Here is a 24,750-nt window from a genome sequence, read left to right as displayed (position 1 = left end):
TGATATTACATGTTGATATAAAGTACAAGCTTTACAGTCGCATTAATCATTTTAAAATAAAGAGTAGATGCTATGTTAGGTACGTTCTAGCTTCGTGGTTTTTTAGGTCTGGCTGTAGCTGAATTAAATTTAGTTCCATTTCCAGAATGATATCCATGCTTATTTGACTTAGAATCTTTAGCAATCTGCTTATTTTTCAAAATTGGCTTTTCAACTGGACTTGTTGATGGTGTTAAATTAGTAGGTAATTTACGATTATCTGTGATATCCATTATTTGTAATGGAGTAGGTAAAACAAAGCGCTCTTTGTATTCATTTACAGTAGGGTCACTTGCTTTAGTTGGTTTTCCAATAGGAAATTTATTCACATCTCGTTCAATTTCCATATATCTAGTTTCTCTTTCAACGTCAGATGGCGCATCCCACCTTAACATTGCTAAAAGCATTTTAATACGTCGTAAATCCTTCAAATTATTTACTTTCCCGTCATTTGGCTTATCATCGTCACTGACAAATTCAGCTATATAATTTTCAAATGCTTGTATAAAATTAATCTGTTGCTCATCAGTTACTAACTGCTCGGCTTCATTCCATTTATTACCATCGAATAAGGTTTGGTAACGTGAAGTACGATTGCTTAGATAAAGCTGATGCTCAATTTTTATGCTACCCATTCCTAAAGGCTTACCCATCCCTAGCGATAGACAGTATTCTTTATCTTTATCGCCAATACCAAATACTTGTGCTTTATTGCTAGAAATACTTACTACCCATAATAACGCGCCTAGCTCCACATCACTTAGATTTTCAAAGTCAATATTAACATCAAAATTTACGCCTTTATTTATTGGCTTAATTTTAGTGAGTTGAGTTTCTGGAGCATTATTAGGATTAGGATGATTAATCACAGGATTACTGCCTTTGTGCCAGTATAACTTATGACCCCTTATAACTGTTTTCTCAATTGGTGTGCTAGCGTAATGTTCAAGTTTAGATTTATCAGCTTCTGTTTCATTTGGTTGAACTAAATAATGTTGAAAGCAGGTTACTTTTGGCTCGCTCATAATTTGAGGAGTTAAGGTATCATTTGGGTTGCCCTTATACCAAATACCATTTTCAGCAGATTGATAGTTAGCATCAGAAATAAATACTCTACTTCCGCGTTGCCGCATATCTTCAGGTAGATTTTTGTCTTCTTTAACCCAACCAAAAATTGCATCGGCTAAATCAATAACTAAAGGGTTTTTTAAATCTGATGGTATAAAATCTACTACTGTTTTAGCGTGTCCATTACCTTGAGGAGAGTAAGCAATACGAAAATTAGGACTCTGACCAAAAAAGCCAACTGTGCTTTCATCTTCATTAAGAGAGTAAAAAACAGGTCGCTCTTCTTCTAATATCCCAAAATTTTTATCAAAAGGTGCTTTTTTTTGAAAATCAGTAAGAGCATTACGGTAATGTTCAATAGCTTTATCATCTATTCTTAATTTGGTAGAATTAGAGTCAGCCTCAAAAACAACACAGTGATTTCTACGTGGTGAGTCTTTACTACCTTGTTTCATATTTCCGCTAGTAACTAGCACACCTTTTTTTAGATGCGTATTGGGTAAGTCAACATTATGGGCAAATAAACGTTTAGCTTTATCAGTATTATCAATTTTTACGCTTGTATAACTTACATTCAAATACTGAGGACAATAATTATCATCATCAAATATTTTTAAGTCTGGTAATTCTAAATTAGCTTGTCTAACCCAAGCGAAAGAACTGCCATTACAACTTATAGTAGGTTGAACGTACCATCCTTGACTATCTTTTTTTAAGTAACCAGCTTGAACTTTTTTCGGGTAAATATGACGTTTATATGCTCGACCTAAAGAATCCTTTTCCCGGTTAGCTGCTACTGCACGAAAAAATAACCTCTGGCTTTCAGATACTCTGTCAATTTTGCTAAAGCTAATAATTTCAACTATACTTCGTAGCATTCCTCGCAAGCTACTAGCTGGAAGAACAGGTTTTTTCCCTTTATGTTCTAGCTGCGTATAAAAAAAGTCTGGTAAATCTTTAGATTCTGTTCCACATTCAAATTCTTCTTTAGTTAACCCGCAACGAATATATAAAGGGGATTTCGTTGTTAGCTTACATTCGACTCTACCAGTGTATCTATTTTCTGATTGAAAAGAATAACTATTTTCTTGTGGCAGCGATTCTGATTTAACCTCAATTATATTATTTGGTAATTCAACAAAGTTATAAGGAGCTATTGCTTTTTTATCTTCAGGTACATTAATAATATGTCTTGGTAACATTTGATAACTCCTTGTAACTAGTAAAGTTTAACTAAGCGACTGAGATAAATACGAGCAATACCTGTTTGTTCATCAGTAGTAACATAATGACGAACGCTTAATCGAAGCGGGCGGTGTAGTTTTTGACTTTTGTCAAAATTAATGTTAGTTAAAGGTACAGCATGACGCAAACCTTGCGAACCATCAGAAACTAGAGTGAAGCCATTACTAACTTCATCAGCTTGCGTTCCCCAAAGAATTTGATTTTCGGGAATGTAATCTTCTTTGGTTATATGTTTATCTTCGATAAAGCGACCGTTTAAACCTTCATCGCTTTGCCAAAGCATTACTTCGGCATTAGTTCCAAAAGCTCGACATTGTTGTAATGTTAAAAGACGCAATTTAGGTAAATAAGAAAATGCACTATCTGAAGTTACTAACTTGCCATCTCGAAATTCTCCCCAGATAACTCCATCTTCTGCGTGTGCTAACAAAAATCTTAAGTTGTGTGTTTCAGCTAGTTCTTCGAGCCATTGCTTTATTTCTAATTTATCAGGAATATCTAGAGATTTAAGTATTAGTTTATTCAAGCAACTACCTCCTTACGTAAAGCAGCAACATATTTTTCTAAAGCGTTAGCGTCAGTTACCATAACAGGTTCATTTTTTGATGATTGGGAAATAGTCAAAGTTGGTTCTGGTTTTCCGGCTTTGTAATGAGTGATATTAGCTTGAATACCCTGTAATCTTCCTCGTCCAATACTACTGGTTCCACCTACAGGTAAGTCTCCTGTCCATAAATCTTTGAGTAATAACAGCAACAATCCAATCTCAGCATCATTATTATTATTTAGTTGGCGCAGTTCTAATTTTATCACTAATTTTGTATTGTCATTACCAAAAATTGGTTGTTCATCAAATAATGCTCCATGTAAGGCACCACCTGTAAATCTATCTATTGCAATACGGTTTTGGATTAAATCTGTTGTATCTATAATTTCAACTTCATCAACTATTAAACGACTAGCTTTTGTTTCCTTAGTTTTATTAGCAGTAAAATCGGCACCAAAGATTTCATCGATTATACTTTTTTTTGTGTGTAAAGTGTTTACAATTCGTTCGGCACGATGACGCAGTACTCCTGCTAAACTTGTACCTGATAAGATTGGTACTAGTTGATTATGGCGCCGAGATTTAAGATGCACAACGTCAGGTGCTTTATCAACAGATGCTTGACCGGAGCGTATCAATAGGGGACTTGCAAGAGTAAATATAGCTTCGATTGTTAAACGTGTACGTTTATCATCGATTACGGGTAATATATCAAAAGCTTGCTGTATACTACTATAGATATTATTGGGGTACTCGGTAAGTAAACCAGTAGTCCAGTGAGGAAAGTTTAACCACTCTTGACGTTGTTTAGAGTCTTGCAAACCGAATTTCCATACTTGCCATTGTTTTACACAACACTTCCCAAAACCGCGTCGCTTTTTCATTCCAATAGGAATTTCAGCTTTTTCTAAACCTTGTAATACAATTATTAATTCTTGAAGCAGTTGCTCTCGTTTACTAGTTGAATCTATTAATAACTCGAAGCACAGTTCAAATGTCGTACCTGCTTCTAATACCTCAAAGTCATATTTTTTACCTTCTTCCGCTGTTCTCCTAACGCTATTAATTTTAACTAAATCGCGCAGTTCAACCTTTATTACTTCGCTACTTAATGCATCGCTAATAATTAGAGGACTTTGTTCGCCATCGTCATTGCTACGTTCGGCGCCGAATAATAAAGATGTTTCTTTTCCATCATACAATTCATGCAAATAGTTACGCAAGGCGCCTGCAACAGAAGAACCCATGAGCAAAGCTTTGTCTTCTATGCTGTCTCGCAAGATAGCTAAGTCAACATCACTATAGGTATCACCACTACCTAAACACGCGGGAGTTTCTAAGACTAAAGAGCCTCTAACTATTATTCGCTCAATTATACAGCGTTGGTTGCGATGTTTGAGACGTTCATAATTCATTTATTTTTCTCCTTTGTTGCTTTTTTGGCAAGCGCCATAATTAAACGTAAGGTATATTTTTCTGCTAGTTTGCTTTCAATTGCAAACTCATCATTAAAACTTCGTTCTGCATCGGCAACTTGAGCTTTCAATTTATCTTTATTGCTAACCCATGTCCAATCTGTAGGTTTTTTTAACCATTCATCCAGTATAAAGTTTAATGAAGTGTTATTTACTTCCGCTTTTTCAAATTGCCTTTTTGCATTTGCTGGAATATTATTTATCAAAGATAAAACTAAATCGCAATCGCCATTTGACAAGGCTTTTCTTGCAAAAATTTGTAAGCGAGAAAGTTGACTGTTACTAATATCACCTTTAATTTCTGTACGTGCAATGAATTTTTGTAGTGCTTGTTCAATTTTTTGAACTAGAAGCCGTTCCGCCATTTGTGCAGCTAAACTACGTGCTTCATCTGTTTTTAATTGAGGAGAGTTAAGTGCTACATCTTTTTTTGCTTTGCGAACTTTAACCTCTGGCTGACTTAGCCAATTAACTGCTATTCTACCAAATCCTTCTACTCTTCTTTCTCCTATTCCTTGAGTTTCTAATTGCTGGATTTGTTCTGGCGTAATTGAAAATTCATCAAATACAAATACACTACCTGCTGCTAATGCTGGAACTTGAGGTAAAGGTAATCCCCACTTTCGATTAAATCCACCAATCACAACACTGCTCGTGAAGCTTATATATGGGTTCATCTCTATATTTAAGCCCAAAATCGTCTTTATTTCTTTTATCAGTGGTGCGGGTACTTGGTTTGTTGTAGACGGAGAAATAATAGCATATTGTCCATACTCATCCCGTAAAATTAAATCACTAAGAAGTGTAATTGTGAAAAAATCTCTTTCAGTACTTGTGTCAGCATAAATATTAACTTCCTTCCAATTACTATGATAATTTATTTTAGTAATTTTCGTATATCCATATCCTGCACTTTGCGAACCACCAAGCCAAATATCTGGTGATAAATTCAGCAAATTAGTCAATAATTTGGCATCAGCATCGCTACTGCATAAAATAACAGCTTGAAGAGTTTGCCCGCTATCTATTGCTTCATAACGAAAAATTTCTCCTTCACCTTGCAACTGCTTGGTCTCTTCTTCTAGCTTTGTTTGCGTAGAACGTCCTTTTTTGCGGTCACGCCAGTTGTGAATATTAATACGTCGCTTTTCTTTATAAAATTTGACAGTGCCACGTTCTTTTGACCAAAAACCTTCACCAAAAAACTTGGGACTTTCTAGTGGAGTTTCTTTATTGACACTAAAATCATAAACATCTACATGTAATTCATCCGTTAGTTCTGCATCTTTTTCTTTGAACCAAGAACGTGGAATAGGTAGCGTGCGCTTACCATCAAAACTCTGCAAATAAGCATTTAAATAACATGTGCTATTAGCATCAAAAAACAAACGTTTAACTTCTTCGCTAGCTAAATCTAGTTCAGCTAACCTATTTTGCTTCATATAACGTCCAATTATTGCACCTCGAAGCATACTACCTGGAATGTAGGAATAGGAAACATCACTATTAGGGTCTCCTTGAAACGAGGTAGCAAGTAGTGGTTGTTGAGTATGTAATGAAAAAGTAATTGCTTTCATAATTTCTCCTCCTGCTAACCAAATTGCTTTGCGTATTTATGTGTAATATCTTCCCCAGCACCATCATGAAGCGTACACTGAACATGACCTCGACCTCTATTACGTCCGCTCCCCACTCTTTGCAAAGCTAATGCACTTACCGCTAACAGTGAAAGTAACTCTTCGTTTGGTTGATTTTCAAAAAGTAAATCAGCCTTAAATTCAAGCGCGCGAATGACAACTCGAAACGAGCGTAAACTACCTTTATCAGCAACACAAGTTTGATAATTAATCGCTGTTTGGCGCCTAATAGTAGTTAAAGAATCAAGAACATCTTTATCAGTTAATTCTTCATTTTTAATTTGCCAAGCAACAACTTCGCGTAAATCATCTGGCAAACAAGCATCACCAACATGCATTTCTCCTATAGTTGCTAAAGTGCTGCCAGGTGTACCAAATAACCGACAAGCAACGTTTTCCCAGCTAGAACGAATATCTCCTGGTAAAACAGATACCAAATTATCACACTCTTCACTCAATAAACCTTTTAGGGTGCGTCCACGTAAATAAGGAAACCCAGATGAATCATGCTCAACTTCCTGGTCAATTAAACCAGCTACACCATCACCCCTACCAAAGGTTGTATCACTCAAAAGCTTGATTAATAGTTGATATGTACTCACTTAGTTCCCCAATCCAAGATAAAATTCCATAGCTTCAATAGCATCAAAATATCCACACCGATTGTTGAGCCAACCTTTTTGTGCCAACTGCCCACTGTTACCACTTAACTCAGGGAATAAAGGTAGATTTGGCAATTTATACGTAGCTAAAAAATCTTGAATTGCCTCACTAGAAGCTTTACGTAAAACCTCACGCAAAGCCATAATCTTATTTTGCCGTTCTTTCCAGTCAGAACCTTGTTTAAACTGTGTAACAACTTGAGTAAAACCATCCCAAGTTCTACAATCACTAGCATTTTCTTGTAACCTAACAGGACGCATCGTCAAATCGAAAGAATTCTTTTCGACAAGTATTTTATATTCGCGGTCACGAATTTCCGAAATAGACCCAACTAAACCGCTAGCTGCCAAATGCCAATCAATAGCAGAAAAATAATCTTCAGTATTGTATTTTTTACGCTCCTCTCTCATAAATCCCTTTGCTTTTTTACACAAATCTTCACTAGTTTCATAAGCGCGCGCAAAAGGGTAATGAGTTTTGACAACACAAACACCAGCGCAAGCGGTCAGTGGGTCATTATCAGCAACTTTTTTTTTCTCAAATTGCTTAATAAATAACGCAGCTAAATCTAAACCCAGTCTTCCTTCGCAAATAAAAGTGATATCATCACCACCGTAAACTAAGGGACGAAAAGGTAGATAATTTTTACTATTTAATTCAAACTCTCCAAGTTTACCAACAACTTTACCTTCTTGAATTGACTGAGTAAGAATTTTCACAACATCCTTGAGCGCGTTTCTACCTGCCTCATCAACACTTTTAGAAAACTCTCGCATGGCAAGAACATAATCTCTATTGTTTTTATCCTTACCATACTTTTTAAATCTTTTACCCATGCCATTACCGTCAGCATGGACAATTGCAGCATAGCTAGATTCACCTCTAGAACGACCTAAATGGTCAGTTCGATAAGGAAACGGAAAAATATTCTTGTCAACAATACCTTTAAAAAAGTCTTGAAGTTCTGCGTTTGCTTTACTAACAGCTTTTAATTTTTGTTTAGTTTCAGTTGAAATTAAATAGCCATCAGCTTCTTCGTCTTCTTCATAGTTTATAAGTCCATTATCATTACTTCTACCAATAGCAGGAAGCTGAGTTGAGTTACAGCTAGCAGTTACACCTAACCCTAATAACGGCGCCGAGTGAGCGCGTTCATATTTCTGACGTTCTATATGATTGCTCTTTAACTCTTCAACAAGTGAAGATAATCTTTTTTCGTCATCCCAATCAAACTCAGCATGAGCAACTAATAAATTGACTCCAGACGCCTCTTTTAAAACTCGCTTACTCAAAATTTCAGTAAACTCAACAGCAATAGCGCGCGATTGAAATAATATAAGCGCGTTACCACCACCCGCATATATCATTTCTGCTTTCAAACCGCTACTCTCAATCGGTTCTTCTTGGCGATTTTTTGGAACTTCCATTTTTTCTAATGTTTCTTCAACCCACCCTTTTGTCGCTTGTGATAAAAGATAAGAGGCGCCGATATTTTCACGAAGACGGTTGCTACTGAATATATAGTTCTGCTTACCTGTTGTATCAACTACAGTAATCGTGAATTTTGTCATTTTTGCTTTACCTCATTGTTCCGAATCCATTGTCCAATCCTTGTTGAAAGTTCTGCTAAATCTTCTCTGCCAAATACGGCTAGCTTATAATTCTTATTTATCTCATCAGGTGTAGGATTTAACACGTTAATTATTTCAGTCTCCAATGCATTAACACCATCTGAATTAGCGCAGCAAACTAAAGCCACTCGTGCTTCAATTCCACCTAATTGTTGCGCTCTGATATAAGCCTCAAATAACTTTGACTTACAATCAGATTTACGTTCAATAGTTGTACAAGATATAGCAAATAATTGATATCCTCTCATAAAGGCTACATCAAATTGAAATTTAGTCGTATTATTATTAGGATTTTTTATCCAAAAAGATGTTGCAGCATCATTAATATATAGATTTTTAGGAATATTTAGTACTTGCTGTAAAACATAATGCTCTAGCCATTCTCCATCCAACCAGTCACAAACTTTCTCTAAGCTTTTTAAACCTTGCTTTTGAATTGCTGATAATGATAAACTATCTCCTGTGATGCCCAAAGAATTTAAAGCTTCATTTATTGCTTCATTTTTATTAAGTTCAATTACTTTATTATCTAATTGAATTTGCAAAGGCAACTTAGATAGTTCTTCTTTTTGTTTTAGTTGATTTTCTGACAACCAATAAATTTTGTTATTAGGATTTTTGGCATGTTTACGCAAAACCTCATTACACCATGTACGCCAAATCTTAATTAATTTTTCGTTATTATGAAAATTAGCAAAGGCTGTTGCGGCATCAGGTAATTGAGGAGCATATATAGGAGGCGATTTTTCTTGCCAAACCCATCCATGTATTTGAAAAACTTTTCCTAGTTCTACGGGCAATTGTTTTGCTGTAACAGGAATATGGACACGCTCATTATACTCTCTATCAATACACATTTCTAGTCTACGAGGATCGAGATAGCTAAAAAATATGCCTTCCCGTTGTATATGCGTTTTGCTGTTTAATTCTTCATAAAACAATGTGCGGTAAGAATGAACAGACATTGCTTTCGTACCACCTGTATAGTTCAAACCTATTATTTGATTTTTTAAAGATGTAATTATAGGACGTATTATTTCTCGTATATGATAAGCATCTGATTCATATTCACCAATTGGAACAAGTTGAGCATGTTTAAAACCTTTCAAGTCACTATCCAGTATCCTTTTTAGACGTTCTGCTGATATTTTTGTACTTGTTGAATAAACTAAGTACGGGGTTCCACCCTTATTAAGTAAAAGATTTGCTGCAACATAGTTAGGCAGAGGGTTCTCACCAATTAGCAAAAACAGGTGGTCAACCTTATAATTGTCAAACTCAGATGTACTCATAGGGTAGATGTATTCCTTTTTAACTTTTATATTCCCAAGATTACACCCTACCGGAATACCCCTCTTCCGATACCTGCTAACTTGGTAATTGCACTTAAAATAGCCTAACTCATATGAATCTCAACTGCCATAGTCTTCCTCATCCCCAACATTTACAAAACTTAGCGAAAGGCTCTTTAGACCAAATCCAGAACCTTACCCGTGCGCTGAGGCTATGGGTACTGTTACGTTGGCTCTACAGTGATAATGGATACGCGATAGGAGACAACTTTACTTATCATGAATGGCGCCAAGCATTTTTTAGTACAACACACAAAGACGAGAAACAAGAAGATATACAAAATCATCAAGACATACACTGCGCTTGCAATAAAACAACCAAACAGTGCTTAACTGATTTGGAAGTTAACCTGGATGAATGGCGAAATGCTTTGCAGAAACAAATACCCATAGCTGACTCTGATATAGACAAACTTTTAGAAGAACGCTTGTTTGCCCAGGTTCGGAAATCGCTGCAAAGTGACTTTGATTTATTAGTAAGTCGAAAATGCTTGAAGCAACTAGAGAATGTAACAGGGAGAAGTAAACATTTCTGCCGTGTTGAAGAATTAAAAATATTTGCAACATCAGAGAATACAGCCAGTAATTTAACACAAACAAAACAAGCATATATTGCTGGAGCATTGGGTATGTTTAGCTTCCTCGACCCAAGATATCCACTTTTAGCAGAAGAATTCTCTGAAGATATAGACGAAAACAATCACCGTGTTTTCTTGTACGTAGATTATGTTGTACCCGAATCTAGCCCTATACAAGATGCCGTAGACGACATTCAAAGCCAACTACAAGAGATTTGGGATTCTGGTAAAATACAACCTGTACTATTATCTTACTACAGCGCACATCAAAATAAAATTAAAGAGTGTGCCGCCTATCCAGTATGTATATACTTCATGGAACATGCTAAATATCTTTGTGCTTATGGTCTAACTCCAAAAGATGATATTAACTGGTACAAATATCGACTTGATAGAATTAAATCCCCAGGAATAGAAACATTAGAATGGGAAGACCCCCGTGTTCCACAGCTATTAAGAGACCAACATCGGCAAAATAAATTATATACTCCAAAAACTGTAAACGATAAACTAAAAGAAGCTTGGGGATGCGACTTTTACAAACCTAAATCACTAATGATATTAAGGTTTGAGCAGAATTTTCATGACAACTATATGAGAGGAATAAACGTTCACGAAACCTTTACACCAATAGAACATCAAACAGTATTTGAATTAATCCAACAAAATACACAAGACCCAGAACAGCAAAAAAACTTACTAAAAACCTTTAAATCACGTCCAAGCACAGATACTTACTACCGAGTAGATTATCGAGTCACAGATTATTACGTACTCCGATGGCTACGAGCTTTAGGCTCAAAAGTCGAAGTATTATTACCTTGGGACTTACGCCAACAAATAGCTGACGAGATTCAAAAGACTTACAATTTATACAATAACTGACCCTAAGTATCAAGCTTAAACTTAGGGTCAATCTCTTGAGTTGAGACTGGTTTCAGTCCCGCAAGCAGGTATCGCTAAGTATCAAGTTTTTGGGATAGTTTTGGGGATTTGCGACAAGGTAAGTTTCAGTCCCGCAAGCGGGTATCGCTACGTATCAAGTTGATAAAAATAGTCGAGAAGTTTTATCGAGTGAGGTTTCAGTCCCGCAAGCGGGTATCGCTACGTATCAAGGTAACTTCATCTTGATTGCCTAACGGTATAAGTTGTTTCAGTCCCGCAAGCGGGTATCGCTACGTATCAAGACTCTTCCATTCAGTAATAAAACCTGACTTTTTCTGGTTTCAGTCCCGCAAGCGGGTATCGCTACGTATCAAGCTGGATGGTGCGGTAATTTGACCATTGAAATATCAAACGTTTCAGTCCCGCAAGCGGGTATCGCTACGTATCAAGACTGGCAGCACGCAAACTATTCTCGAAAGCATTCGGTGTTTCAGTCCCGCAAGCGGGTATCGCTACGTATCAAGTCAGTCTACAATATGATTTAGAGATGCAACAGAAAGGGTTTCAGTCCCGCAAGCGGGTATCGCTACGTATCAAGCCCTGTTGGCATTTGACAAATCAAACGTAAATTTGGGTTTCAGTCCCGCAAGCGGGTATCGCTACGTATCAAGTTAGAGCCGTCTGTATTGCGCCATGAGTAAAACGACAAGTTTCAGTCCCGCAAGCGGGTATCGCTACGTATCAAGGAGGAGTTGTTGTTAATAGTCCCCAAGTTAGAAAATGGTTTCAGTCCCGCAAGCGGGTATCGCTACGTATCAAGCTCCATCTGCTGCAACCAAGAAGTCTAATGCTTGTCCGGTTTCAGTCCCGCAAGCGGGTATCGCTACGTATCAAGTTGGAAGTGATAATGAATTTCTACTCTCGCCATTAACTAAGTTTCAGTCCCGCAAGCGGGTATCGCTACGTATCAAGTCTGTTTCTCTTTAATAACACCTACATCTATTAAAGGTTTCAGTCCCGCAAGCGGGTATCGCTACGTATCAAGTTCGATAGCGTGTTCGACTGTCCGCGTTGTAGTGGGGTTTCAGTCCCGCAAGCGGGTATCGCTACGTATCAAGTCGCATAAAAGCGAATCATGGGGCTAGTGCGTTTAGATTGTTTCAGTCCCGCAAGCGGGTATCGCTACGTATCAAGGCACGAACATAGTCATCTATCTCTTGTGGCATTTTGTTTCAGTCCCGCAAGCGGGTATCGCTACGTATCAAGCTAACTCTTCTTCGTAAATTGTTTCTTCCATATTAGTTTCAGTCCCGCAAGCGGGTATCGCTACGTATCAAGAGGTGAAAGTTTTAAAAGACAGTTGTTCAACAAACTTGTTTCAGTCCCGCAAGCGGGTATCGCTACGTATCAAGCTAGAAAAAGAGTATTTAACCTAAAAGAAAATAGTCGTTTCAGTCCCGCAAGCGGGTATCGCTACGTATCAAGGAAGTAATACCTTAGTTTTAGACAATCCTGTTTTATGTTTCAGTCCCGCAAGCGGGTATCGCTACGTATCAAGTCCGCCATTGGAAACCCTTATAGAGCAAGGATTCTACAATCTGTTTTGTCAGGTCTGAAAAATGACCTCATTTCAAGCGCTCCTATTGAGACAATTTCTTATTTATCTCAAGTAACCAAACTCTGTAACTATTAACTTGTCTAGGTTCTGGCGATTTTGGCAGAACCCCCCAGGTTTTAGCCCCCGCTTCGGTTTGCCAAACATCAATCTACTAACATCATAAACTAATTGTTAGTTAAATGTCCAACTCTTTAAGTTTATAGATATTTTTACCAAGGTTCGGCGCCAACAAAGGTAAAGTACGGTAAATTTTATAGCAAATGGCAGGGTTATCTAATTATATTGAAATTTGGAGCATCAACACTAAACTAGAAACTTCGGCGCCTATAGCTATGAAATAAGAGTAACAATACGGTCGTATTCTTGCTGCACAATTGAAACAGGCAAACGATTTAATCTACTTTCTAACACAATGGGAACCACCTTTGGGAACTGAGCAACCTCCGATATCCACCATGTATTTTGTGTAATACGTGTGTGTGTGTCATGCAACCCATCATTATCAGAAATATGAATTTCCAAAATTCGTTCTGGAGGAAGTTTGAGCCATTGTAATTTTTCTTTATCACTATAATGGCGCCAGATATTCAGATGTGCCATATCAACAACTATTTTAATTTGAGGAGCATCTTTACAAAACTGCTCTACTTCCTCATTATTATCTAGAAGATTTTCAAATCCGCTACCAGGTACAGTTGGATACATCGTTTCCACACCCAAAACAATTCCGCGCGCTTGGCATAGCTGGTTCAGATAATTGATGTTTTCAATGAAAATAGCATAAGCTGCCGCACGCTCTGTTCTCTCCGAAAAATTACCACCATGCACTGAGTAAGCTGTAATGCTATTATCTGCTAACCAATCTACTAATCGTTGAAAATAATCCCATTTTTGCGGTTGTGCCAAGCTAAAAGGATAATGTCGATTATCCCAGACAAAAGCATGATGTGCGCGGTAAATCATTCCTTGTTGTTTAAAATCCTGAATTGCCTGTACTGTATCTATATCTGGTTTTGGTCCAATTGCTAATTCAATATGTCGAACTCCTGCTTCCCAAAACACGCTCAATGCTTTACGGGTTGAGACTCCACCATAAGCAGATAAACTTAGATATAACTCCATTATTCCTCCTGTTATTGTAATGATTTAAAATTGGTGCGTGGCGCTACAAGCATGTAACTACGTTCAAATTGTTTCAAAGGCGCCACACACCCTACGCTTATTATCTTTCGGTTGCTCCTATATATTCAAAACTCACAACTCTTGGTTTAAGAGTAAGAATGTTTTCCGCATATCCAATTAAAACGCTTAATTCTTTAACGAGTTGGTCTCTTGATGTTTTTGGATACTCTATCTCATCAAGGAAATCTTCCACCTCACCTGCAATATAACAGTCGATTTGGTCATCTAATGAATAATATCTATCTTCATTAATATTGTAGGTTCGCTTGTAAGGTACCTCAATCAGACGCTCTACACCATTTATAGTTAGGCAAAGTGAATAACTATATAAGATGTGGTGACGCTCGTCATCATAACCATCAGGGTCTTCCTGGGTTTGATAGTTACTCAATCCTATAGGTAATTCAACCGTTGCTAATAACCAAGTGGTTGGGTCATCTGCAATGCTAGAGTCAGATTTTTGACTATACCAAGCACGCGAATCTTTTTTATACTCTTCTACAAATGCGCGCAATTCTGGTGTTGATAGCAAACATCGCACATCAGTAGCCAAAGCATCGGTAATACGTTTTAGTTCTGCCGTTTGCGCTTCCACTAAAGTCTGCTCAGAACGACGCAGTTCTTGCATTCGTGCTTGTACCAACTCTTGTATAGCTGTAACCTCTGGGTCAAATTGGCTAGCATGGTTCGCCACCAATGTTTGATAATTGGAAAGGATAGAATCAGAACTTGTCATAGACATTCCTCCTTTGCTAGATTTAGCAGCTTGTAATTTCTGTAGACATTATATAGTATTTAAGTACCAAAAATATATTTACTGAGAATTGCCAATTGCAGCCATTATTTAGAATTTGTGCGCCATTGGCGCACAAACTATATGATAGATAACTTAGTGGTAGCTAAAATAACAGTTATTACTTAGTCCTCTAAAAGAGGACTTTCGCTATTAGCATAGCGGTTTTCAACCCTATGCGGGTAGGAACAAACCCAATAATATATAAATACTCACCCCCCCTGGCGCCTTCAAAAAAATAGAGCGAAAATAGAATTTGGTACAGTTGAATGGTGGGGGCAGTATGAAATTAATCAAGCGGACGACGCTGCATTATCGCGAAGGTACATCTGACAAGATTTATGAAGTAGATATTTGCCAGACTGGTGAAGCGCAGTATGTTGTTAACTTTCGTTACGGAAAACGTGGCGCCAATTTAAAAGAGGGTGTAAAAACGACTCAAGCTGTACCCTTACTAGAAGCAGAGCGAGTATTCGACAAGCTTGTTCAAGAAAAAACTAAAAAAGGATATCAAGATGTATCCACTCCCGCACCTACAACTCAAACACAACCAGTAGCAATAAACAAAACTCGTGAAGAAGCCATATTAACTCGTCTTGCCAACAACCAACCAAGTAAATGGAAGTTAGAAAGAGCAATATGGCGTGCTGGTGAAGCTCAAATTAAAGAAGCGGCGCCTTTACTCATCAACCTTATCGGAACAGGTGAGCCTTTACGCGATTATTGCATAGCTTGGTCATTAGGATACTGTGGAAATCAAGAAGCTATCCCCATACTTATTCAACTTTATCAAAATGCATCTTCACCTGAATTTGTAAGTCGAATTGCATTTGAAGCGCTATTGCAACTTAGTGATACTCGCACCAAAGCTGAGTTACAAGCAGAAATGATAGAGTTTTTGCCCAAAAATTTACAAAAGTTAGCGCGTAATGGTTCGGCAGAAAGCTTTGCCTCAGAACTCGACCATTATTTTAAGCACGGAGATTATAAGAGTTTTGCTGTTCTTGATAAGCTCTATCAAATAGATAATAATCATGTTCGTCCAGTATTACTAGAAATATTACGTACAGCCCCATACAAACCTAATTATTTCAAGCATCTTCGACATATATTCAAAATGGCAGAGTATCGTTATGATGCTGAAGTATTCAGTATTTTTGCTTATCGATTTGAGAAAGAACAAGGGACATTTGACAACGATAATAACTATTGGGAATGGAACCCTACTACTCAAAGATATAGCAAGGTTGAGAAACGGCGCCACGAAGACGAGTTAAAAAGTCCGACATCAACAAAAGCATATAGTAATCAAACTCAAGCGTACTTGCAGCGAAGAATTTGGCGTACACTCAAACAATTGGGAGAAGAAGGCGCCGTAGAATATGTAAATATGGCAGCTAGCGTCTTGCTTGAATATTCTGATGCAGACGCAGAACCAATTAGAGAAACAAAATTTTATCGTTGGAACCGTTCTAATTGGAGTCGAGTAGAATTTTGCAATACTTGGGATGCATACGCTGGTTACATAACTTTTAATCATATCTTGTATGAGAATAGTGCGCGCTACGAATTAAAAACAAACTCGAAAGCATGGAAATGTAAACCAGGATATAAACCAGGTACACCAGAACCGAAACGTGAAGAAGCATTTCCACAATTATGGGAACAACACCCACAACTATTACTCAGACTATTACTACAAAGTCAATGCTCTCCAGTTCACGAGTTTGCCGTCAAAGCACTGCAAACATGTACAAGCTTTCATACATCTATAAATATAGATAATATTATTCAACTACTCCAAAAGCCCTATGAAGTCACTGCACAATTTGCGTGTGAATTAGGGCAGTCTAAATATAACCCGCAAGAACCTAATATTGAACTCGTCTTAGCTGTAATTAACAGTGTATCTCAAACAGCAAGAAGTATAGCGTATCACTGGATAGAAAGCAACCGCAAGTTTTTCTTACAAAATACTAATTTTATTACAGCTATAATCGTCAGTACACACGATGATACTCGTAACTTCGCAAAAAAACTCCTAAGTGCAACAGTAATTAATGACACAACCGCACGAGTTTTATTAGGTAGAATAATTATTGAATTGTTAGCATTTACACCTGAAGCACCAACTGAAATTATCAAAGAAATCAACGAAATATTACTTATAAGCTTTGCTCCCCAACTGCGTACATTAGGGATGAGTGTAATTAATGATTTACTAGCACATCCAGTATTAGAAATTCAAGAATTAGGCGCCCGTATTTTACTCAACCACCAAACCAGTCCCGAAAACCTACCCAGCAATATTATAGAATCATTACTAGCATCATCATACGAAACACTGCGAGTTATAGGAATTCGATTATTTGGACAACTACCCGATGCCAAACTGCTAGAAGACAGTACCTTAATTATCGCAATGGCGGTAAGTGCTAATTCAGAAATACGCAACGCCATCAAACCAATTATCCATAGATTAGGCGCCGCTTATCCAGATTTTCAAATAGACGTAGCACATGAACTTATCGAAATATTACTCACTCCAGAACAACACGAAGGAGTGCATAGTTACCTACTCCACCTCCTCCAAGAACAACAAGGATGGATGACAAGTATTTCTAAAGACACAGCATTATCCTTACTTCAAACCAAATCATCCGCAGCACAAGAACTTGGAGGACTACTACTCCAAGCCAACCTAAACACATGGGTATCTCAATTTACAACCAGCGAAATAGTCAAACTCAGTAACCATGAAATAATCGCAGTTCGACAAGCAGCGCAACAAATGCTATTGCAAAACATAGAACAACTTCGCAACAATACCCAAGAACTAACTATCGCAGTTAAAACACTAGAAGCAAAATGGCAAGACACGCGCGATTTCGCATTTAATATATTTACCACCCAATTCGGCGCCCAACAATTCACCCCCCAAGTCTTAATCTCCATCTGCGACAGCGTGCGAGAAGAAACCAGAAAATTTGGCAGAGACTTACTAACGCAAAACTTCCAAACCCAAGACGCAGAACAATACCTCCTCAAATTTAGTGAACACCCTTCCTCCGACATGCAAACCCTAGTCACCAACTACCTAGAAAACTATGCCAAAGACAACCTCGAACGCCTACAGCAACTAACACCATACTTCACCACAGTACTATCAAACATCAACCGTAGCCGAACAGCCAAACAACGCATCTTCCAATTTCTTCACAACGAATCACAAAAAAGCGAACAAGCAGCACAAATAGTAGCAGAAATAATGACCCGTCAATCACTCACCATAGCCAAACAAGACAAAGCCACCACCCTACAAATAATGCTATCAATCCGTAAAAAATACCCTCACCTAACCCTCCCCCTCAACATCCTTACACTGACCGAAACCAGAATATAAAATTAACCTAAAACAAAACCAATGCAATTTAACTACACCTACAAAAACAGCACAACCGTCCAAGAAAATGGCGCCAACACCCAAATGTCATTTTCACCCGACACCACCCGTCCCCCAACATACTTCATTGGCGAACTGCGACAAAACATAGCATTTCGCGAAGCAATAAGCGCTCTACATGATGTCGTAATCTCCGACCTACGCTTCAAACCCAAAGACAAAACAGCATACAAAGAATGGCGTCAACAACAAGAAGACCTTAACTGGGACTTAATAGCGGCAATGCGTCAAGACCTAACAGCAAAAATTCAAACCTTACAACAAGAATACAACCAACTAACCAAACAAAGTTACGAAAGATTGGTGCCATTTTACGCAGCCAGACAAAAATACTTTAATTATATTTACGAAAAAGACCGAGACGCATGGTTTGTCCTCGACCCAGTAATTACAGTACACCCAGACGAAGTATTCTTTGAATGTTTTAGCATAGACGAATCAAGCTACGGGCGCCTGAGTGCTAGCTACGAAGTCTTCAAAAACATCAACGAATTTGCGTGTGGAACAACAAACGTAGACTACTCAGCAGCACTATACGAAGAATTTCAAAAAATCCGCACCTACAAAACCACCGAACTAAAAGTAGACCCATCCGGATTTGAAGTAGAAACCACCAACGAAGAAGCATACAAAGAAGTAAAAATAGACCTACCCGACACCTGGGTACGAGGGTTTCTACAAGTAAGTTCAGCAATGTCCTTACCAACAATTCAATTCGACTTACACCCAACCGACATCTATAATATGTGCTTCATACTACGGCGCCACAAAGAAAAACAAGGCCCCCGCAGTATGCGTTACCATCTCGAGCCAGGAAAACCCATCCGTATCGTATTTGAACCGTGGAACATCGAAGTAACCTGTCCTCGTTCACCATATCTTGGTGCCGAACCACAAACAATAAGAGTATGGGGACGTAGGCGCCTTTTAATCCTCGAACGTCTTATACCCATAGCCAAAAAATTCACCGTTCATCTACTAGGAACAGGAATGCCATCATTTTACATTGCCGACCTAGGCGACATGTCATTTACCCTAGGGTTATCAGGATGGACAGCAAACGACTGGTCAACATCAGGAAACTTCGACTTAATGGCGCCACGCGCTTCGGTTGATGAATGGACACAAAAGCAAATATTTGATGCACTGCGTGAAAACTGGGTAGAAACAGCAGACGATCTAGTAAAACGACTAAAACTAAGCCGCGCAGCCATTACAGGAGCATTAAGTGTTTACACACAAGCAGGGCGTGTAATATACGACTTAAATAAAAAAGTTTACCGCATTCGAGAACTGAGTCGTGACCCCTTACCAATGGACAGACTACGCTTTGCTAATGAACGTGAAGAAGGCGCCACAAGCTTTTTAACTAAAAACGCCGTCCAAATAACATCAACAAACGACAGCAACAACAGACTAACAATACAAGGCAACGTCAAAGACAAACAAAAAACTTACACACCATCTTTGACGATTGATAATGACGAGCGTATAATTGGAGCAGAGTGTACTTGTAACTGGCACCAGCAAAACAAACTGTTCAAAGGGCCATGCGAGCATATTCTGGCACTACGAATGCAACATAGTCGTGGGCGCCAATAAATGAAATAATCGTGTAAGCGCGCTGGTAAAGATTCCTTGCAAATTGGGCGGTGTATCGCCGTCCGTGCATTCAGTCTATACACACATCACTAGTCTACTCTTGACTGTGCGGTCTTACGACTAGTAGGCGCATTCCTGTTTGACTTATATAAAGTGAATGGGCGCCTACTAGTCGTGACCGCTTGAGTTGAGTAACCTAGTCCCCAGAGATTTACGAAGGGAAACCAGCGCGCAAACACGACATTTTCGTCGTAATAAGCACTTCAGTGCTTACACTAACACCCACCATAATACATAGCAAAACAGCTATCAACATGAGAATCAAGCTTAATTAAAGCATCCCAAGACTTGGCGCCTAAAACACCATCAGCAACCAAACCAACATAAGCTTGAAACTCCTTCACAGCTTGAACAGTCTTAGCACCAAACGCACCATCAACAGAACCATTATAAAAACCAGCAGCAGACAAAGCTTCCTGAAGAGACTTCACAACACTTCCAGAACTATTTAACTTTAAAACAGGTAAACTAGCGGCGCCATCGCAAATAAAATTCCAAGTAGCAGCATCAGTAACACCACTTGCATTAATAAAACCAAGACATTGTAAATACCTAACAGCAGTTTCAGTCCCAGCGCCAAAATCACCATCAACATCAATTTCCAAAGCAGGACTATAAATAGCAGCCAAACGTTGATTCAAACGCTTTTGCATCTCCTTAACATCTTGACCATTATTACCAAGTTTTAAAGTAGGCTTAAAAGTAGGGCATTGAATAGCAGTCATGTTTTAAATCTCTCGACAAGTTTTTAATTTACATAACCAAACTACAAGCACCCTCAAGACAATTCCAGAAAAATAATGGTACCCTCAAGGGTACCTTATTATTTAAGAAAAATTAAGACATTTCATCCAAATCAATCCATTCGTCGTAAGATGAATCGTAACCGACATACTGCACAAAATATTGCTGACTCTGGGTTTTCCCAATAATTGCTGAATACCAATCTTCATTATCTTCATCCCAAACTTTGACTTTATCACCGACCGCGTACCCATTTTCATCAGAGGAACTTTGGTTACGAATACGGATATCTTCCTCATCAACCCATTCATCAGCAGATGAACCTTGACCAACGTAATGTACAAAGAACCGCTTCTCTTCCATTTTCTCAATCGTTGCTCGGTACCAATCCTCTTCTTCTGAATCCCAAACCTCTATTGTTTGACCTAACGCATACTTATTGCTTGTATCTGAGCTTGCAGCAGATAAAACATCTTGTGGAGCTTTTGGAACTGCTTGAATTTCTGCCTTGGCTAAAGCATGAGCTTGCAAAATCAACTTACGAGCTACTGTTTGAATTCCTGTATGTTCGTAATAATTAGTAGTTTGGTCTAAGAATGCAGCTACAAAATCTAAGTTATCATCTGCAATTTGAATAAAATTACCCAAATTGCTAAAAATAGATTGGGGTGTTACACCTGTCTTAGAAACTAAATTACCCATCCAACCCTGTACCGAGTTAAAACCCTGAGTCACAAAACCCAGTTTATCAGAAGGGCTGCCACCTGGAAGAGAACTACTTATAGTTGAGAAAAGAGGATTTTGAGTTATTATGCTTGTATCGGCGCCTTGTATAATTTCTTGGATTTTGGTAAGAAAATCAGGACCTAAAGGTAAAATTCCATCAAGACAAACCAAAGCAACCATCCGCATTAAAGACGCATCTTGGTAGTGATTGCCAAGAGAATTAGCAAATTCTTGTGGATTTGGTTGTGGAATACCGTTGAGTTTGGAAAAAGCAATGATTTCAATTGCAATTTTTAAGACTAAATCAATTGTTTGAGTTACATCTGCCTTGGGAGTAATGTTGCTCAAAAAAGAGAGAAAGCCAATTTTTTCGCCAACTTTATTTGCTAAGGCAGCCGTTGCCATCGCCGTATCAGCTTTATCAATCGTTTGATACAATCTTACCGCTGTTTGGTAGCCTTGTTGTGGGTCTTCATACAAACTAACAGCCTTCTGGCGAATTTTTTGAATTACATTAGCATCGGTTTCTCCCGTAATAGTACGGATACTATTGTCAAATCCCAGCAAATTACTCCACTGACCTGGCGCCACAAAATCAAGAGCCTTTAATACCTTGACAGTAATATTATCATTGGGTAACTCATCAATCAATTGAATTATCGATTTATCCATAGCTAATTATTAAATCCTCACATCGTGTTTACTATCACAATCAGATTCAGGCGTGCCCAGGAAGTAACACAATTAACTGAACCTATTACTAGGGTTCCCATATATGGAAGCAAAATAACTTTTTATAACTAATTTTAAGATTCATTACAAACATCCTGTAATATAATAATACATCTGTAAAATAATGCTATTTTATATTGGGCATGTGCTGCCATAAATTCAAAGGCGCCAATAATCTAACAATCTTCACTTATAAAATCATTGAAACCTAGAAGCATATTTATAGATGTGAAAAAATATTTTTCCTCCACACCTACCCAAAATAGGGAGACTGCGAATACACTGGATAAAGCTCACGCGGATTATCAGCAAGTAACAACTTGCAACTCATTTTGCACTACCGCTATGTCTGACCAACCTCGCACCCGTCAGGAACTCTACGACCGCATTCGCCAAACAGGAAAAGACGAATTTATCCTGGAAGAAATGATACGTTTCGGATTTTGGGCGCCCCAAGGTACAATACCCGAAGACCCAGCAGACGAAATTCGGCGCCAAGGAGAAATACGACGCGAGTTAGAAACACTACGTCAGCAAAGTAGTCAGCTTCGCAATGAAAAAGAATTGCGAAAGCAAATGTTAAAGCAGCGTTTAGAAGAGTCACGACGCAAGCAGAAAGAAACCAAAGAGCGACGCGAACAAGAGCGGCTTGAACGCGCAGCAGCATGGCAAGAGAAAAGACAGAAAGATATCATCTACCTTGGGGAAGATGTATCAGGCGGGTTAAATAATACTGAAGCAAACATCGAAAGATTGCAAAGTCATAACTTACCACTTTGCAACACAGCCCTAGAAATTGCAGAAGCAATGGGAGTCACTATTGGTAAACTCCGTTTTTTAGCCTTCAACCGTAAAACTTCCACAATATCTCATTATATTCGCTTCAAAGTTCCCAAAAAAACAGGTGGAGAAAGACTAATATCGGCGCCAATGCCCAACCTCAAGCAAGCACAATACTGGATACTAGAAAATATACTCAACAAACTCGAAGTACACGACGCTGCACATGGCTTTCGTGAAAATCGTTCTATCATCACCAACGCAACCCCCCACGTCGGCGCCGATGTTATTATAAACTTCGACCTCAAAGACTTTTTCCCGTCAATATCTTACAAACGTGTTAAAGGACTATTTCAAAGCTTTGGTTACTCAGAAGCAGCAGCAACAATTTTTGGCTTAATTTGTACCGCTGCCGACATCGAACAAGTTGAACTCGACGGTAAAACATATTACGTAGCTTTAGATGACAGACACCTTCCCCAAGGTTCACCCGCAAGTCCAGCCATCACTAATTTACTCTGTCGTCGTTTAGACCGACGTTTACAAGGTATGGCAGAAAATATTGGATTTACCTATAGTCGTTACGCAGATGATTTAACCTTCTCAGCTAAAACCGAAAATCGGCGCCATATATGTAATATCATGAGACGCACCGAATCAATAGTAACCCACGAAGGTTTCAACATAAATCATGACAAAACCCGCGTTTTACGTAACACAAACCAACAGGAAGTTACAGGCATTATCGTCAACAACAAACTAAATATATCCAAAAAAGTCCTCAAGAAATTTCGTGCCACCTTACACCAAATCGAACAAGAAGGACTTCAAGGAAAACATTGGGGCAACTCTCATGATACACTTGCAGCAATCACCGGATTTGCCAACTTCGTCGCAATGGTTAACCCCGAAAAAGGCGCCGAATTTCAACAGCAAGTGCAACGCATCAAAAAGAAACGTAAATAGAACATATAAACTCAAATTTGTCAATAAATTATATTTTAGCTTAATTAAGATATACCTTTTCTAATTTTTTTTACTCCTGATAAAGTGATAAGTGTGATGACAACTGCTGCTATAAGTACAAAAGGATGATGTAAAAGTTGAGAAACAAGTATTGTGACGGTTGCGAGAACAAAGGCAACAAAGAAACTTAGACTTACTGTTATGTTTTCTATCAATTCACCGAAAAATGGTATTAAGTTGAGTAAAGTATTTATTGGTTGTAATGCAAATACCATTCCAAATGACATTGCCAAAAACCCTAAAACCCTTATTATCCATGTCCAGATTGTGTACTCTGAGTTTAAAGTTTTTATTGCTTCACTGCGGTTAGTGGCAAATAATTGGTAAAATTTAGTATCTTTGGGAGCATTATAAACAGTTATTTGATTTGATGGCGCCAGTTTTCCAAAAACTGTTACTGTTGAGTTGGTTGGTATTACATTATAGCAAATACGTACATCTCCAATATTAGGATTTTCAGGCGCCCCTTCTCCTTTGAAAAGATAATTATTCTTTAATTTAACGTCGTCACCACTTGATTTAATTAACTGTGCAGATAATTGTAATCTACTGTTACTATTTAAATAAATACCTTGTGCTGTTGGATATGACAACGCAGTCGAGTTACTATCGCATGAGGTTTTACGTTGCATTACCTCTTTGAAACTAGTCATGTTAATATCGTATAACCCAACTTTGGCGCCGGATGCAGTATAATGTTGGTCTGAATAAGCTTTTTTAGGATTATGATGTGTTTGCGAATAGTTAAAATTACTTGAATCGCTAGGCTCGTTTGTCCATCCTTTGGTATATCTATAAGTAGTCGTCTTAGTAACTTTACCATCTAACCCACATTCCGCACTTCAATTTGAAGTACAAAAGATTACAACCAAGAAAAAAGCAAAAATTCAGGATGACGAAGAAA

The 24,750-nt window shown here is 38.1% G+C and carries 15 protein-coding genes, 1 pseudogene and 1 CRISPR repeat array; of the genes and pseudogenes, 4 read left to right on the top strand and 12 right to left on the bottom strand.

The window, feature by feature from the left end:
* Positions 1–86: 86 nt before the first annotated feature.
* Genes DSM106972_RS40630 through DSM106972_RS40600 form a run of 7 tightly spaced genes read right to left on the bottom strand, consistent with a single transcriptional unit; the run spans position 87 to position 9,414 of the window.
* Complete coding sequence (locus tag DSM106972_RS40630) at positions 87–2,309, bottom strand: TIGR03986 family type III CRISPR-associated RAMP protein (RefSeq protein ID WP_127086036.1); 2,223 nt, start codon at positions 2,307–2,309, stop codon at positions 87–89.
* A 17-nt stretch (positions 2,310–2,326) separates the two neighbouring features.
* Complete coding sequence (gene csx19 / locus DSM106972_RS40625) at positions 2,327–2,878, bottom strand: type III-D CRISPR-associated protein Csx19 (RefSeq protein ID WP_127086035.1); 552 nt, start codon at positions 2,876–2,878, stop codon at positions 2,327–2,329.
* On the bottom strand, positions 2,875–4,314 hold the full coding sequence (locus tag DSM106972_RS40620; protein WP_127086034.1) for an RAMP superfamily CRISPR-associated protein: 1,440 nt from the start codon (positions 4,312–4,314) through the stop codon (positions 2,875–2,877). The genes csx19 and DSM106972_RS40620 overlap by 4 nt, the downstream gene beginning before the upstream one ends.
* Positions 4,311–5,951, bottom strand: a complete 1,641-nt coding sequence (locus tag DSM106972_RS40615) for an RAMP superfamily CRISPR-associated protein (protein WP_127086033.1) — start codon at positions 5,949–5,951, stop codon at positions 4,311–4,313. Before DSM106972_RS40615 ends, DSM106972_RS40620 begins: the two co-directional genes overlap by 4 nt.
* Before the next feature lie 14 nt (positions 5,952–5,965).
* A complete protein-coding gene (locus DSM106972_RS40610) occupies positions 5,966–6,613 on the bottom strand; it encodes an RAMP superfamily CRISPR-associated protein (protein WP_127086032.1) in 648 nt (215 codons plus the stop codon).
* Positions 6,614–8,245, bottom strand: coding sequence for a Cas10/Cmr2 second palm domain-containing protein (locus DSM106972_RS40605; protein ID WP_127086031.1), 1,632 nt, complete (start codon positions 8,243–8,245; stop codon positions 6,614–6,616).
* Positions 8,242–9,414, bottom strand: coding sequence for a Card1-like endonuclease domain-containing protein (locus DSM106972_RS40600; RefSeq protein WP_233787423.1), 1,173 nt, complete (start codon positions 9,412–9,414; stop codon positions 8,242–8,244). Before DSM106972_RS40600 ends, DSM106972_RS40605 begins: the two co-directional genes overlap by 4 nt.
* Before the next feature lie 296 nt (positions 9,415–9,710).
* On the opposite strand from DSM106972_RS40600, the gene DSM106972_RS56025 reads away from it, so the two are divergent.
* Complete coding sequence (locus tag DSM106972_RS56025; protein ID WP_145837665.1) at positions 9,711–11,120, top strand: TIGR03985 family CRISPR-associated protein; 1,410 nt, start codon at positions 9,711–9,713, stop codon at positions 11,118–11,120.
* 49 nt (positions 11,121–11,169) lie between these two features.
* A CRISPR array of direct repeats spans positions 11,170–12,678; the repeat unit is 37 nt; unit sequence GTTTCAGTCCCGCAAGCGGGTATCGCTACGTATCAAG.
* Between the two features lie 390 nt (positions 12,679–13,068).
* Here DSM106972_RS56025 and DSM106972_RS40590 read toward each other — a convergent pair.
* Together DSM106972_RS40590 and DSM106972_RS40585 are read right to left on the bottom strand one after the other, a co-directional pair.
* Positions 13,069–13,860 (bottom strand): sugar phosphate isomerase/epimerase family protein, encoded by a 792-nt coding sequence (locus DSM106972_RS40590; RefSeq protein WP_127086029.1) that lies wholly within the window; start codon positions 13,858–13,860, stop codon positions 13,069–13,071.
* Positions 13,861–13,960: 100 nt separating this feature from the next.
* The gene (locus DSM106972_RS40585) at positions 13,961–14,656 is read right to left on the bottom strand and encodes a hypothetical protein (RefSeq protein WP_127086028.1); all 696 of its coding nucleotides are present in this window, start codon (positions 14,654–14,656) and stop codon (positions 13,961–13,963) included.
* A 340-nt stretch (positions 14,657–14,996) separates the two neighbouring features.
* Between DSM106972_RS40585 and DSM106972_RS40580 the strand changes: the two genes are divergently transcribed.
* On the top strand, positions 14,997–18,116 hold the full coding sequence (locus DSM106972_RS40580; RefSeq protein WP_127086027.1) for a WGR domain-containing protein: 3,120 nt from the start codon (positions 14,997–14,999) through the stop codon (positions 18,114–18,116).
* Positions 18,117–18,137: 21 nt separating this feature from the next.
* Positions 18,138–19,778: an SWIM zinc finger family protein gene (locus DSM106972_RS40575; protein WP_127086026.1), complete on the top strand. Its 1,641-nt coding sequence runs from the start codon at positions 18,138–18,140 to the stop codon at positions 19,776–19,778.
* A gap of 275 nt (positions 19,779–20,053) precedes the next feature.
* On the opposite strand, the gene DSM106972_RS40570 is transcribed toward DSM106972_RS40575, so the two are convergent.
* A complete protein-coding gene (locus DSM106972_RS40570; RefSeq protein WP_127086025.1) occupies positions 20,054–20,563 on the bottom strand; it encodes a peptidoglycan-binding domain-containing protein in 510 nt (169 codons plus the stop codon).
* Positions 20,564–20,675: 112 nt separating this feature from the next.
* Positions 20,676–21,980 carry a Tudor-knot domain-containing protein gene (locus DSM106972_RS40565; protein ID WP_127086024.1) on the bottom strand — a complete coding sequence of 435 codons (1,305 nt, stop codon included), beginning with the start codon at positions 21,978–21,980 and terminating at the stop codon, positions 20,676–20,678.
* A 405-nt stretch (positions 21,981–22,385) separates the two neighbouring features.
* Here DSM106972_RS40565 and DSM106972_RS40560 point away from each other — a divergent pair, with 405 nt between their 5' ends.
* Complete coding sequence (locus tag DSM106972_RS40560) at positions 22,386–23,786, top strand: reverse transcriptase family protein (protein WP_127086023.1); 1,401 nt, start codon at positions 22,386–22,388, stop codon at positions 23,784–23,786.
* A gap of 44 nt (positions 23,787–23,830) precedes the next feature.
* On the opposite strand, the pseudogene DSM106972_RS40555 reads toward DSM106972_RS40560, so the two are convergent.
* Positions 23,831–24,658, bottom strand: a pseudogene (locus tag DSM106972_RS40555) (TMEM43 family protein); the annotation flags it as partial.
* Positions 24,659–24,750: the final 92 nt, after the last annotated feature.

It is taken from the genome of Dulcicalothrix desertica PCC 7102 (genome assembly GCF_003991905.1).
Lineage (GTDB): Bacteria > Cyanobacteriota > Cyanobacteriia > Cyanobacteriales > Nostocaceae > Dulcicalothrix > Dulcicalothrix desertica.
This window is presented reverse-complemented; position numbering and strand designations above follow the sequence as displayed.

Bases quoted from the DNA above. Each gene is read 5' to 3' on its own strand.
- DSM106972_RS56025 (WP_145837665.1), top strand. From the start codon at position 9,711: ATGAATCTCAACTGCCATAGTCTTCCTCATCCCCAACATTTACAAAAC.
- DSM106972_RS40605 (WP_127086031.1), bottom strand. From the start codon at position 8,245: ATGACAAAATTCACGATTACTGTAGTTGATACAACAGGTAAGCAGAAC.
- DSM106972_RS40585 (WP_127086028.1), bottom strand. From the start codon at position 14,656: ATGACAAGTTCTGATTCTATCCTTTCCAATTATCAAACATTGGTGGCG.
- DSM106972_RS40570 (WP_127086025.1), bottom strand. From the start codon at position 20,563: ATGACTGCTATTCAATGCCCTACTTTTAAGCCTACTTTAAAACTTGGT.
- DSM106972_RS40590 (WP_127086029.1), bottom strand. From the start codon at position 13,860: ATGGAGTTATATCTAAGTTTATCTGCTTATGGTGGAGTCTCAACCCGT.
- DSM106972_RS40565 (WP_127086024.1), bottom strand. From the start codon at position 21,980: ATGGATAAATCGATAATTCAATTGATTGATGAGTTACCCAATGATAAT.
- DSM106972_RS40580 (WP_127086027.1), top strand. From the start codon at position 14,997: ATGAAATTAATCAAGCGGACGACGCTGCATTATCGCGAAGGTACATCT.
- DSM106972_RS40560 (WP_127086023.1), top strand. From the start codon at position 22,386: ATGTCTGACCAACCTCGCACCCGTCAGGAACTCTACGACCGCATTCGC.
- DSM106972_RS40630 (WP_127086036.1), bottom strand. From the start codon at position 2,309: ATGTTACCAAGACATATTATTAATGTACCTGAAGATAAAAAAGCAATA.
- DSM106972_RS40575 (WP_127086026.1), top strand. From the start codon at position 18,138: ATGCAATTTAACTACACCTACAAAAACAGCACAACCGTCCAAGAAAAT.
- DSM106972_RS40615 (WP_127086033.1), bottom strand. From the start codon at position 5,951: ATGAAAGCAATTACTTTTTCATTACATACTCAACAACCACTACTTGCT.
- DSM106972_RS40620 (WP_127086034.1), bottom strand. From the start codon at position 4,314: ATGAATTATGAACGTCTCAAACATCGCAACCAACGCTGTATAATTGAG.